The 12513-nt window shown below is 70.3% G+C and carries 12 protein-coding genes; 4 read left to right on the forward strand and 8 right to left on the reverse strand.

The window, feature by feature from the left end; genetic code table 11:
• The first annotated feature begins 26 nt into the window (after positions 1-26).
• From D7Y21_RS27195 to D7Y21_RS27210, 4 genes are read left to right on the forward strand one after another with little or no spacing between them, the layout of a single operon-like run.
• Positions 27-917 (forward strand): alpha/beta fold hydrolase, encoded by an 891-nt coding sequence (locus D7Y21_RS27195; RefSeq protein WP_121716639.1) that lies wholly within the window; start codon positions 27-29, stop codon positions 915-917.
• Between the two features lie 49 nt (positions 918-966).
• Positions 967-1977 (forward strand): DUF2157 domain-containing protein, encoded by a 1011-nt coding sequence (locus D7Y21_RS27200; RefSeq protein ID WP_120566756.1) that lies wholly within the window; start codon positions 967-969, stop codon positions 1975-1977.
• 2 nt (positions 1978-1979) lie between these two features.
• The gene (locus D7Y21_RS27205; RefSeq protein WP_121716641.1) at positions 1980-3089 is read left to right on the forward strand and encodes a DUF4401 domain-containing protein; all 1110 of its coding nucleotides are present in this window, start codon (positions 1980-1982) and stop codon (positions 3087-3089) included.
• Positions 3086-3583: a GDYXXLXY domain-containing protein gene (locus D7Y21_RS27210; protein WP_014398947.1), complete on the forward strand. Its 498-nt coding sequence runs from the start codon at positions 3086-3088 to the stop codon at positions 3581-3583. Before D7Y21_RS27205 ends, D7Y21_RS27210 begins: the two co-directional genes overlap by 4 nt.
• 17 nt (positions 3584-3600) lie before the next feature.
• On the opposite strand, the gene D7Y21_RS27215 is transcribed toward D7Y21_RS27210, so the two are convergent.
• The 8 genes from D7Y21_RS27215 to D7Y21_RS27250 all read right to left on the reverse strand — a co-directional run bounded on the left by D7Y21_RS27215 (position 3601) and on the right by D7Y21_RS27250 (position 12377).
• A complete protein-coding gene (locus D7Y21_RS27215; RefSeq protein ID WP_120566753.1) occupies positions 3601-5322 on the reverse strand; it encodes a sigma-54 dependent transcriptional regulator in 1722 nt (573 codons plus the stop codon).
• A gap of 381 nt (positions 5323-5703) precedes the next feature.
• Positions 5704-6501 (reverse strand): bifunctional 2-polyprenyl-6-hydroxyphenol methylase/3-demethylubiquinol 3-O-methyltransferase UbiG, encoded by a 798-nt coding sequence (locus D7Y21_RS27220; RefSeq protein WP_121716643.1) that lies wholly within the window; start codon positions 6499-6501, stop codon positions 5704-5706.
• Between the two features lie 7 nt (positions 6502-6508).
• On the reverse strand, positions 6509-7267 hold the full coding sequence (locus D7Y21_RS27225; RefSeq protein WP_120566751.1) for a ZIP family metal transporter: 759 nt from the start codon (positions 7265-7267) through the stop codon (positions 6509-6511).
• Between the two features lie 32 nt (positions 7268-7299).
• A complete protein-coding gene (locus D7Y21_RS27230) occupies positions 7300-8592 on the reverse strand; it encodes a COG3014 family protein (RefSeq protein ID WP_233612297.1) in 1293 nt (430 codons plus the stop codon).
• Between the two features lie 9 nt (positions 8593-8601).
• Entirely contained in the window at positions 8602-9213 is a 612-nt protein-coding gene (lpoB, locus tag D7Y21_RS27235; RefSeq protein ID WP_120566750.1) for a penicillin-binding protein activator LpoB, read from the reverse strand.
• Between the two features lie 14 nt (positions 9214-9227).
• Positions 9228-10043 (reverse strand): hypothetical protein, encoded by an 816-nt coding sequence (locus D7Y21_RS27240; protein ID WP_120566749.1) that lies wholly within the window; start codon positions 10041-10043, stop codon positions 9228-9230.
• Positions 10044-10053: 10 nt separating this feature from the next.
• Positions 10054-10617, reverse strand: coding sequence for a hypothetical protein (locus D7Y21_RS27245; RefSeq protein WP_014398955.1), 564 nt, complete (start codon positions 10615-10617; stop codon positions 10054-10056).
• Between the two features lie 119 nt (positions 10618-10736).
• Entirely contained in the window at positions 10737-12377 is a 1641-nt protein-coding gene (locus D7Y21_RS27250; protein WP_121716645.1) for a mechanosensitive ion channel family protein, read from the reverse strand.
• Positions 12378-12513 lie beyond the last annotated feature (136 nt).

A 12513-nucleotide genomic window follows, 5' to 3' on the forward strand; every position in this document is an offset into this window, starting at 1 on the left:
CGTCTCCACCGGGCGCCACGCCCCCCGTGGGCCCGGTGGAGACGGGGCTCCTGGCCCAGCTGGCCCCGGCCGTGGTGCCCCAGGTGCACTGGCTGCCCGGGGGGGGCGCGGTGCGGATCCTCGAAGGGGGCCCCCCCGAGGGCGCCCGCTCCACGGTCGTCTTCCTCCATGGACGTGGGAACGCGGCGACCCACTGGTTCCCGTACCTGACGGCGCTGGCCCGGCATCACCGGGTGCTGGCCCTGGACCTGCCCGGTTTCGGTCAGTCCACCCCGGCCGACATGCACGTGAGGTCCGCGGAGGACGCGGTGCGCTTCTTCACTGCGCCGGTGGAGGAGGCGCTGGGGATGGTGGCGCCGGGGCCGGTGTCGGTGGTCGGCCACTCGCTGGGCGGACTGGTGGCGCTGGAGCTCGCGCTGCGCGGCGCGGTGCCGGTGGAGCGGCTGGTGCTGGTGGACGCGATGGGGCTGGGTCCGGAGATGCCGCGCGCCTCGCGCCTGTTCTTCCGAGCGGGGCCCGAGCGGCTGGCGCGCAACCTGGGCCCCTGGGCGATGGCGCGGATGCTGCCACCACCGCCCACGCCACTGGGAGAGAAGCTGGGACAGCTGGGCTACGAGCTGTTGAGCGTGCCCGGCGGCAGGCCCGAAGCCGCGCAGGCCTTCAACGCGCTGGTGCCACTGACGGGGCCGCTGTTCCACCGCCGCGAGCGGCTGGGCGAGGTGAAGGTCCCCGTGCTGCTCCTCTGGGGTGAGCGCGACGAGACGCTGCCCGTCTCGCTGGCCGACGAGGCCGCGCGCGGGCTTCCCCAGGCCCGGGTGGTGCGCGTGGCGTGCGGACACAGTCCGCAGTTGGAGCATCCCGAGCGCGTGCTCCCCGAGCTGAAGGCCTTCCTGGACGCGGAGCCCTCCAGTCCGTGAGCTGGCGAGGTGTCCCCGGCGTCACTTGAACCGGGTACAGTCCCCCGCCGTGCCGAAAGACTTCCTTGATCTGGAGGCGACGCCGGAGCGGCTGCACGCGCTGGCGGACGCCGGAATCCTGAGACCGAACGCGTACGGGCGCGCGCTGCACCTGGCGGTTGCCTCGCCGTCGCGGCCCGCGTGGCACGCGTTCCTGTCCACGACGTTGATGGCCCTGGGCTCGCTGCTGGTGCTGGCGGGCGTGGTGTACTTCTTCGCCTTCAACTGGGCGGAGCTGGGGCGCTTCTCGAAGATGGGCCTCATCTGCCTGGGCATGGCCGGAGCGGCGGTGGGCGCATGGCGGCTGGGCGACCGGCCCGCGGGCCAGTTCGCGCTGCTCGCCGCCGCGGTGCTGGTGGGCCCGCTGCTCGCCGTGTACGGACAGGCGTACCAGACGGGCGCGGATCCATACGAGCTGTTCATCGGTTGGGGCGTGCTCATCCTCCCGTGGGTGGCGCTGGCGCGCTTCACGCCGCTGTGGATGCTCCAGCTCGTGCTCGTCAACACGGGCGTCATCCTCTTCTGGGGCCAGCGCATGACGCGCTTCGGCTCCTACGAGGCGCGGCTCGCGCTGGTGTTGGGGCTGCTCAACGGGTTCGCCTGGGCGACGTATGAGCACTTCGCCAACCAGAAGGTCTCCTGGCTCCAGGGGCGGTGGATGCCCCGCGTGTTGTCCCTGATGACGCTGGCGCCGCTGGTGACCCTGGGCATCCTGTTCATCGTGAGCAGGCACGACCGCTCGCTCGAGTCCGGCGTGTCCCTGCTGCTGGTGGCGGGAGCGCTGGTCGCCATCTACGCCCTGCACCGGCACCTGCACGGCGAGCTGTTCCTGCTCACCGTGGGCGCGCTGAGCGTCATCACGCTCGTCACCACGGCGGTGGGCTACTTCCTCCTGGAGGTGACGCGCGCCGACGAGCTGACCCTCTTCATCCTGCCGCTGGTGCTCATTGGCGAGGTGAGCCTGGCGGTCTACTGGCTGCGCCACGAGTCGCAAGCCACGGGCGTTTCGGAGGAGACCTGATCATGGCCCTACGACCGACCATTCAAGACGTGCTGGCGGGGCTCAAGGCCGAGGGCCACGTGGATGAGGGGGTGGACGCGCGCGCCCGCACCACCCTGGAGATCCGGCAGAAGACGCTGGGGGCCTCGCCCTGGTTCGTGAAGGCGCTGGCGGGCGGCGGCGCGTGGCTGTCCGCGGCCTTCATGCTCAGCTTCTTCGCCTGCGTGGGCCTGTGGAAGGAGGAGGTGGCGCTCACCGCCATGGGCCTCGTGCTGACGGTGGCGGCGGTGCTCCTGCGCCGGACCAGCCAGGGCCCCTTCCTGGAGCAGCTCGCCCTGGCCCTGTGCATGGCGGGCGTGGGCGCGTTCCTCGTGGGGCTGGCGCAGCTGGACCAGGGCACCCTCACCATCGCGTTCGCGGGGGCGGTGGCGTCCCTCGTGCTGCTCGCCGTGTACCCGGACCTCATCCTCTACTTCCTGGCGACGGTGGGCCTCTGCATGTCCGTCGGCGTGTTCGCGCTCGATGCCGTGGGAGGCGCGGGCGTGGACGTGTGGATGCTCCTGTGCGCCGCCGCGCTCTCCGGCATCCTGCTCTTCGAGCCGATGCTGCGGCGCGGGCAACCAGGCCCTCGCGTGGGGCCCATCGCCTTCGCGCTCGCATGCGCCGTGCCCGGGTGGCTGCTGTTCCGCAGCTTCGAGAGCTCGCAGGAGGGCTTCCGCTACGTCTTCCGCTTCGAGAGTCAGTTCGTCCCGAGCGCGTACCTCTCCATCCTGCTGGCGCTGCTCCTCGTGTGGACGGGGTGGCGGGTGCTGCGCGAGCTGGGGCTGGCGCGGGAGCAGCGCGTCTGGATTCCCGCGGTCTGCGCGCTCGTGCTGCTCACGGTGATGACGCTGAACACGCCGGGCGTGCTGGTGGCGGTGCTGATGCTGACGCTCGGCTTCCACCGCCGCAGCCGCGTGATGCTGGGGCTGGCGGTGGCGTTCCTGCTGACGTTCGGCGCGTACTACTACTACGACCTGCGCATCACGCTGCTGGCCAAGGCGCTCGCGCTCACGGGCAGCGGCCTGGTGCTGCTGGGCGTGCGGCAGTTCTTCCTGCGGCGGCAGTCCGCCGTCCTCACGGAGGCCCGATGAAACGCGGCGCCGTCATCTTCGGTGGGCTCGCGCTGGTGTTCGTCGCGCTCGCCTTCCTCGTCGTGCAGAAGGAGACCGTGCTCGCGCGAGGGCAGCCCGTGCTGCTGCGGCTGGCTCCGGTGGATCCGCGCTCGCTCATCCAGGGCGACTACATGGTGCTCGACTACGCCATCAACCAGGGCTGGCGCGAGGGCCGCGAGCAGCCCCAGGAGGACGGCAACGTGGTGCTGCGCCTGGATGAGCACAACGTCGGCGAGTTCGTGCGCTACGAGACGCCGGGCACTCCGCTCGCGCCCGGCGAGGTGCGCCTGCGCTTCCGCATCCGCAACTCGCAGATGCGCCTGGGCGCGGAGGCCTTCTTCTTCCAGGAGGGCCACGCGGAGCGCTACGCGAACGCGCGCTTCGGCGAGCTACGGGTGACGGACAACGGCACCAGCGTGCTCGTGGGCCTGCGCGACGAGAACTACCAGCCGCTGGGCAGCGCCATCCGCTAAAAGGCGCGCCCCCCAAGTCAGTCCGCGTCCTCGTTCTCCAGCAGGTCGGAGAACGGGGAGCTCTCCTCGCCCAGCGCCTTGTAGAGGCCGTCCACCTTCTCCAGCTCGCGCTTGAGCGCCTTGTGGTGGTTACGGTTCTTCACCAGGCTCTCGCGGCCCAGCAGGCGGAAGGCCTCGTCGCGGCCCACCTGGCGGATGGCCAGGCCCAGCACCAGCCCGCGGAAGCCGTCCGCGTAGTCCAGGTCCAGCGGCGTGCCGCGCCGGCGCGCCTCACCGACGAAGGCCTGCGCCGCGGCCCGCAGCGCTTCCGGGAGCGGACGGCCGCCGGGGGACTGTTCGTAGTCCAGCGCCCGCGCCACGTGCTTCTCCAGGAGCACCAGGTCGCCCGTGCTGCCCGCGTGCTCCACCATCGCCAGCGTGTACGCACGTCGCACGATGTTGTCGAGCTGCCGCAGGTTGCCCGGCCACGAGCTGGTGGTCAGCAGCAGCTCCGCCTCCGGCGCCAGCCGCGCCGAGCCCTCCGGCAGCCGCTCGCGGTGACGGCGGTTCACCATGTACCGCGCCCAGAGGGGAATCTCGTCCTGGCGGTCCTGCAGGGGCGGCATGCGCACCGGCAGCACGTTCACGCGGTAGTACAGGTCCTCGCGGAAGCGGCCGGCGCGCACCTGCGCGAGCAGGTCCGCGTTGGTGCCGATGATGAAGCGCACGTCCGCGAGCTTCTCGCCGGTGCCCTCGCCCAGCGGCCGGTAGCTGCGCGACTCCAGCAGGTGCAGCAGGCCCGCCTGCGCCTTCAACGACAGCTTGTCGATTTCGTCGATGAACAGCGTGCCGCCATCCGAGCGGGCCACCACGCCCGGCGCGTCGCGCACCGCGCCGGTGAAGGCGCCCTTCTTCCAGCCGAAGAGCTCCGCCATCTGGAGGTCCTCCGGCACCGTCACCAGGTCCAGCGTCTCGAAGGGCTTGCCCCGGCGGCCGGAGCGCTCATGGCACCAGCGCGCCAGGCGCGACTTGCCCGCGCCCGTGGCCCCGCTCACGAGGATGGTCTCGTCCTGGAGCGCGAAGGTGCGCAGGATGGGCAGGAGCTCCGCCATGGAGCGGCCCACCACGGGGAGGAACTCGTCCACCTGCGGCGTGGCCACCGGCCGCTGCGGCAGCGCGGTGAGGTAGGGCGCGGCGATGTCCGTGAGCAGCTGGAGCAGGTCCCCGGCATCGCGCCAGACGAACTCCTGCCCCATGGCGGCCAGACAGTCCGCCTCCAGCGAAATCATGCCCTCCATGCCCGCGGGCGTGCGCAGGGGCAGCACGCACACGTGCGTCGCGTGGCGGCCCAGGAAGCGCTGCTTGCTCTCGTTGCTGTGGAAGCCCGCGAGTCCCGGGTCGCCCGTCACCGGCGCGTCCGGCGCGTGCGGCTGCACCGTGCCGATGTTCACGTCGATGGACACCGCGCACCGGTGCTCCACCACCGCGCGCCAGGCCGTGGCGGAGGTGAAGAAGGGCGTCCCGACGCCCGCGTCCGTCACCTCGCGCGCGCCCACGTCCAGCGCCGCCAGCCGGCGGTACGCTTCGCCGGGACGCAGGTGGACGATGCCGCGCAGGACCCGGGCCCGGCCCGCATAGCGGCTGGCCGCCACCGCTGCGTCCGCCACGGACAGCATCCGGCGCAACGTCGCCGCCGCCGCGGTCTCGAAGTCCCTGGAATCCCGAAGCGCAGCCATGAGCTGCGCCAACTCGTCTTGCATCCCCTCGCCTCCCGTGCGGAAGCCGCGCCACCGCCGACCGGCGAAGCCGTCCAAAAAGCAGACGCGGACTCTATCGGAGATGGCGGGGAGGTGCGGATTCAGATGGAGAGCGCGGAAGGAGCGGCCCCTCCTTCCGCGCTCCGGGTGCAGCTGGATGCGGTACACGCCGTTGCCGGCGTATGGCCAGACGCTTTGCGGATGTCGTGCCAGCAGGGGGAGTTCAATGATTTCGCGGGGTCACGAGGAATACCCCGGCGAACATGCGTCCCACTGGAACGCAGACGCGTCCGGACAGGACGCAGACCCCCCTGACGTTCGAGCCCCAATGCCTGACGAACCGCGCCTTCCGAACAGGCAGGCAGCCGGGTCATTCCATACCAGTCAGGCCTTGGAGGACGTGTCCGGCTTCAGCACGAAGACGCGGTCCAGGCGCGGGCTGCCGCGCCCCACGGGCGAGTCCAGGTCGTAGTCGAAGTCGAACGTGGCGGCGACACGCAGGCCGGACTTGCGGAACAGGCGCTTCACCTGGGCCTCGTCGTACGTGCGGAAGTACCACGTCGTCTCGATGAGCCAGTCCTTGTCGGGCCCGGTGACGCGCAGGCGGTTGCGCATGGGCGAGCGGCGCAGGCGCTGCTCCGGCAGGCCCTCGTGCGTGTTGCACACGACCTTGTCCGCGCCCACCTGCCCCACCCAGCGCTCGTGCTCAGGGCCCGAGCGCGCATAGTCGGTGAGGTGGAAGCCCAGCACGTAGATGCCGTCCGGCTTGAGCAGGCGACGGGTGCCGGTGAGGTGCTCCACCGCGGCCTTCTCGCTGTCCAGGTAGCGGAAGGTGGAGACCAGCGTGTGGGCCAGGTCCACGCGCCCCTCCAGCGCCGGGTCGAAGAAGTCCTCCATGCGCGCCTGGGACAGCTTCACGCGGCGGCGCTCCGCGGGGGTCAGGCGCTTGCGCGCGTGCGCGAGCATGGCCTCCGACAAGTCATAGCCCGCGACCTTCAGGCCCCGGCGCGCGGCCTCCTCCACCAGCCGGCCCGCGCCGCACGCGGGCTCCAGCCACTGGTTGCCTCCCGTGCCGAAGCGCCGGCTCAGCTCCTGGAGGAAGTCCGCCTCTCGCACGGTGTCCGTGCCGAAGATGGCCTCGTAGTACTCCGGGTGCTCGTACCAGTCCTTGCGTCGTTCCATGGTGCCGTCAGTGCTCCGTGTGTCCCAGGACGCGCGCGAGCACGAACATCACCAGCAACCCGGCTGCCAATGCCACCAGGTTGCGTCCGGGCTTGTCCCGGCCGTGCTTGTTCACGTGCGGGAGCAGGTCCGACACGGCGATGTAGAGGAAGGTGCCTGCGGAGAAGGCCAGGGCCTTGGGCGCCAGCGACTGGAAGCTCAGGACCGCGTCGAAGCCGAAGTAGAGCACCGCGCCCACCGGCACCATCAGGCCGTACAGCGCGGTGTACGCCAGGATGGTGCCGCGCTTCTTTCCCTCCGCCTGGAGGATGGACGCGAGCGACAGCGACGAGGGCACCTTGTGCGCGGTGATGGCCAAAAGCGCCATGGCGCCCACGCCCTCCTTCACCGAGGAGCCCAGCGCGATGCCGTCGAAGAGCGTGTGCGTGGACAGGCCCAGGAACGCGCTGAGGCCCAGCGCGTGGCCGTGCACGTGCTCCGCGCAGTCCGGCGGCTCCTCGCAGGCGTGGGCCACGAGGTAGCGCTCCAGCACCAGCACGAAGAGGAAGCCCATGGGCACGAGCGCGAAGGCCCACCAGCCGCCGCCCTCGTACGCCTCCGGGAGCATGTGGAAGAAGGCCGCGCCGAACATCACGCCCGCCGCGAAGGCCAGGAACGTCACGAGCCGAGTGGAGCGGTCATTGAAGATGACCACGCCCGCGCCGGCCAGCGCGCTCACCACGACGATGAAGGAGTACAGGAGGACTTCGGCTACGACCGGCGACATGGGGCGCGCACCCTACTCCCAAAACGACGCCGTCAGTAGCTTCGCACCACCAGCACCTCCACCCGCCCCGGCTTCACCTCCACCAGGTGTGTGGTGGGCCGGCCCGGTGCATCCACCTGGACGGAGTGTTTTCCCGGAGGAAGCCGGAAGCGCGCCACCTGGAACTCCGCCGGCAGTGAAAGCCAGGAGCGCAGGTCCGCCTGGTTGCCCGCGTTGAGCAACAGGAAGGTGAGCACGCCCAGCTCCTTGCTCTTGGTGAGCGCGCCCACGCCCGCGGCCACGCCCGCCTTCGCCACCGCGCCCGCGAGCTGCTTCGCCAGCATGCGGCCGATGCGGTCGTTCAGGTGCACCTGGGCCACGCGCGACAGCGACGTCACCGTCACCGCCTGCTCCGCCTGTCCCTGCACCGACACGCGCACCGGCGGTGTGCCACCGCGGTCCCGGTACACGGGCACCTCAATCAGGTCCCCGGAGTCGCCGTAGTCGCGCGATGCGCGCTCCTTCTGCGGCGCCAGGCCCGCCTCCACCACCACGACGAGCTGCCCTTCACCGGGGCCCACCGCGTCGTGCGCCACGTTCGGGAACTTCTGGGAGAGCATCTCGTAGGCGTCGTCGCGGCCCGTCTTCTTCGCCAGCCGCAAGAGGGGCTCCACCAGCCCGCCCAGCCGGGGCTCCAGTTCGTACGCCTTCATGTAGTCGATGAAGGCCGAGTCCCACTCGCGCTGGTCCTCGTACAGCACGCCGCCCAGGTAGCGCGCGATGGCGAGCTGTTCGTACGGCTTCTTCTCCTCGGTGATCATCTTCTCGATGCGCTCGTTGACGCGGCGGACCTCCACGAGCGCGTCCTCGTCCCGGCCCAGCTCCGCGTAGTTGAGCGCCTGGAGGACGGAGATCATCAGCTTCTCGAAGTCCTCCCCGCGGTAGGCGCGGCGCCGCTCGTTGCTGAGCAGGATGCCGGCCTCTTCACTCACGGAGGTGATGTCCAGCTGCGAGCTGAGGTCGTCCGCCTGGGCCAGCACCTTCGTGCTCTCCTCCCACTGCCCGGACGCGTGCAGCACCATGCCCTTGTCCAGGAGCAACAGGAGCTGGTCGCGCTCGGGGGCCTCCTTGTGCTCGCCGTCCAGCTCACGCAGGGCGCGCGGATAGTCGGAGGACTGGTACGCGGAGCGCGCGGAGGCCGTGCGCGCCACGTAGTCGCTGGCGCAGCCGGTGCCGAAGCTCAAGGCGCTCAGGGCCAGGACGAACAACAGGCCCCAACGCGCCGCCGCCGGGGAAGCGGCGGGGACGCGCGGGGCCTGGGATGCGATGTCGAGGAGGTTGGACACGGCGGACGGCTACCAGCTCACGCCCTGCTTCTCGAACTTCTTGCGGATCTGCTTCTCGTCCGTCCACGCAATCGTGCCGGTGCGCACGTCGTTCAGCTTCGCCGTCATCTTGTAATAGACGAGCTTGTCGCGGCCGACCTCCTGGATGATGGACGCGAGGTCGCCCGTCATCAGGAAGTCCACCGACGCCTGCTGGCCCGGGGCCTTGGCGGCGTTCGGGTTCACGTAGCCGGACTGCTGGTACTCGTACTCCTCCGCGATGTCCTGGCGCGCTTGCTGGTCCACCAGCGCGAAGCGGCCCGTCTGCGCGAGCGCCGTTTGAATCTTGTCCCCCAGCGAGCGCATGTCGATGTGCTCACTGGTGCTGTTGCGCAGCTTGCCCACGAGGACGATGGGCAGGGCCGCGCCCTGCGGCGGGGCTTGAGCGAAGCGCGGGGAGTTGGCGAGCGACTCGGCCATCTTCTTCGCGATGAGCTGCAGGTCGTTCTCGTTGAAGCGGTCGCCCAGCATCTCGATGGTGTTGGGGTCCTCGTAGGTGCCGCGCGTGAAGGCGCGGGGGCCTCCACAGCCGGCGAGCGACACGGCGACGAGGGCGGACAGCAACAGGCGGCGGGTGTTCATGGTCGGGTCGACTCCTAGTTCCATTCGCATTCGAAGCGGCTGCCTTCGAAGTTCCACTTGTAGGCAAGCACCGCGTCGCGGCGGTAGCCGGCCGTCAGCCGGCAGAGGCTCTGCAAGGACGCGCGCGGATAGTCGAAGGTGTACGTCTGCGCCTTCGCGCGCTCCTGCGGGGTCAGCTGCGAGGGGTGCGTGAGCGTGGGGCTGGCGCTGGCGGCCACCATCACGCGGTGCGCACCGTACGTCTTGAGCGGCACGTGGCCCGCGAGCTGGATGCGGCGCACCGTGCGCGCCACCATGATGTCGCTGCGGTCCACCATGGTCTCGTGGCTGTTGCGGCGCTGCAGCAGCTCCGGGAGGTTCGCGGAGAACACGCGGGTGATGTCCCCGTCGTCCACGAAGAAGTAGAGGAACGCCTCGCGCGCGGTGCGGCTCTCCCCGGTGAAGTCCAGCGTCACCAGGATGTCCAGCTGCCGGTTGGGCGCCAGGCCATGGCGCGACACCGCCGCCAGCACCGTCTTGTCCACGCCCGCCTTCTTCAGGCGGATGAGGCCGTCCGCGCTCGCGTCGCAGGCGCAGCGGCGCTCTTCGATCATCTTCACCAGCTGCGCGGGCTCGAAGCCGGCCTGCGACAGCTTGGTCAGCTCCTCGTCGGTGAGCGGGAGCTGGTCCGACCGCTCATAGATGCGCGGCAGCGCGTTCGGGTCCCACTGGATGATGTTGTAGGTCTGCACATCCCCCGACGGGAACGGCAGTGCCACGGACGGCGAGGCGGCGCGAGGCGCCTGGGCCGTGGTCAACGCGACAGCGGCGGCGAGCAGTTGAGCGATCATGGCGTTTCCGTCAGAACCGGTATCCGACGTTCATGAACAACCGGTTCGTGACTCCTCCTCCCCCGATGGGGATGTCCGGCGAGTAGTGCAGACCCATGAGCACGCGGTCGCGGCGGTCCAGGAAGAGCTCCGCGCCCACCTGCGGCGACAGGGCGAAGCGAAGGCCCTCGCCCTCCGGGATGACGATGGCGCCCGCCTTGAGGCCGAGGGTGAAGGCCAACGGCCAACCCCAGGTGCGGAACGTGGGGCCCACGTTGCCGACGAAGCGCCCACCGTCGAAGACGTACGCGCCGCTGACGTCCAGGCGGTACCAGTCATCACCCCAGAGGGACACGGTGGCGCCCACGAACAGCGGCGGGCCTTCCGGCGCGCCCCGGGGGTTCTCCCCGGAGTTGATGGCCGCGCCCCAGTCGAACTGGAGCGACACGCCGCGGCGGTTGTCGCCGTAGCCACCCTTGCCGTACTCCGACTCCTCGGGCCCGTCGGTGCGGCCCCGCTCCTGGGCGCTCGCGGTGAGCGGCGCGGCGACGGCCAGGAGCGCCAGGGCTCCGCACAACGTGACAGGACGCTTCATCTGATGGACTCCCCAGCTTGGGTGCGAGTGCTCTTACGCGCGTCATACGCCGCGTGGGCCGACATATTCATCGCGCGGCGAGCGTCCGTGCAAGCGCCCGTTTTCCCAGGCGCTCTTCTTCAGGATCGGGGCTCGGGAGCGCCCTGGATGGCTTCCTCCTGGTCGTCCCGGGAGGGCGGGGGCTGCGCGGGACGGGACTCGCTGCGAACCATGGGCAGCCAGTGGGGCTTCGAGCGCAGGAAGACGACCAGCCGCTCGCGCACGAGGAAGCGCAGGTCGCCCAGCTTGCTGGAGTTCGCCGCGCTCACCAGGGCGCGCACGGTGAGGGTCTTGTCCATCACGTCGAAGACGACCAGCGTCTTCACCCGCCCATCCCACAGGTCCTTCGCCTCGTTGGCGAGGATGCGGTCCAGCTCCGCGCGAAGCGCGTCGATGTCCGCCATGTAGTCCACCTGGAGGATGACGGTGCCCATGATTTCCGGGGACCCCTTGCTCCAGTTCTGGAACGGCTTGTCCAGGAACTGGTTGATGGGGATGACCATGCGCCGCTGGTCCCAGATGCGCAGCACGACGTACGTGAGGGTGATTTCCTCCACCGTGCCGAACTCGCCCTCCACCAGCACGTTGTCGCCAATGCTGACGGGCTGGGTGATGGACAGCTGGATGCCGGCGAGCAGCGAGGACAGCGACTTCTGCGCGGCGAGGCCGATGGCGAGGCCGGCGATACCGGCGGAGGCCAGCAGCGACACGCCCACGTTGCGCACCACCTCGAACTGCATGAGCAGCAGCGCGGCGGCGATGACGTAGGTGGCGACCTCGAAGACGGCGCGCAGCACGGCCAGCTGCGTGCGCAGCGAGCGCGCGCGGCGGTGGGGGCTGGACTCGGAGGTGACGCGGCTCTGGACGTAGGCCTCCGACACGCGGAGGAAGCGCAGGATGAACCACGCCACCGCGACGATGGTGAGTGAGTAGCTCACCCGGTCGCTCAGCAGCTTCAGCTTGGGAGGCAGGAGCAGGAACGAGGTGCCCAGCGCCAGCAGGATGGCGAAGAAGGGCAGCCGCAAAGGTCCCCGGCCCGCGTTGACGATCTGGTCGTCCCAGGAGATGCGCGTCCAGCGCGCCACCCGCAGCGCCGCGGCCAGCAGGAGCTTCTCCAGGAGATAGGAGAGGACCCACGCGCTCAGGAGCGTCACCACGAGTCCCAGCCACTGCCACGGCTCCAGCCCCAACACCGTGCGGTCGAAGAAGACGGCCGGGAGCGTTTCGGTGAGCAGCGGGCCGTACTCCTCGAAGAGCGGGTCCACCATCTTCACGGTGGGCTCCGACACCACCCAGGTGGGCGTGCCCTCCACGGCGATGCGCTGCAGCCGGATGGGCACGCTTTCGCCCTTGAGCGGGATGGCCCCCAGCGACACGAAGCGCGAAGTGGGGGACTCGCCCTCCGGCGTCTTCGGCAGGACGGACGTGTCCACCGACAGCTCGCGGTCCAGGACGAACTTCAGCTTCCGCGCGAGCTGGGCGCCCTGCGCGGGCTGCTCGGCCGCCGGAAGGTGGTCCAGGTATAGGTAGTGGGCGGCGCGGGGGTAGTCCCCACGATGCACCGCGTCCAGGAAGCCCTGGGCCGTGGCGCGCGGCGACGTGCGGTCCAGGTCCTGTGGGACCTGCCCCAGGCCGTTGTTGAGGGCCAGCACTGGGAGGCCACCGAGGACGCACCCCAGGAGAAGGAGGACCACCAGGACCCGGGAGGCATGGCGCTTCATGGGCGCCTCCATACTCCGTGTGCGGTCGGTTGTCCGGGAAAGACGGTGGGTGTTTCCGAGCCCGCCCGGCCGCTGGGAAGCCCGGGGCCGGGGACAGAAAACCCATGCTGGAACGCGACACGGGAAAGCATTGGTG

Origin of the sequence: Corallococcus sp. AB045, assembly GCF_003668895.1 — a bacterium.
Taxonomy (GTDB): Bacteria; Myxococcota; Myxococcia; order Myxococcales; family Myxococcaceae; genus Corallococcus; species Corallococcus coralloides.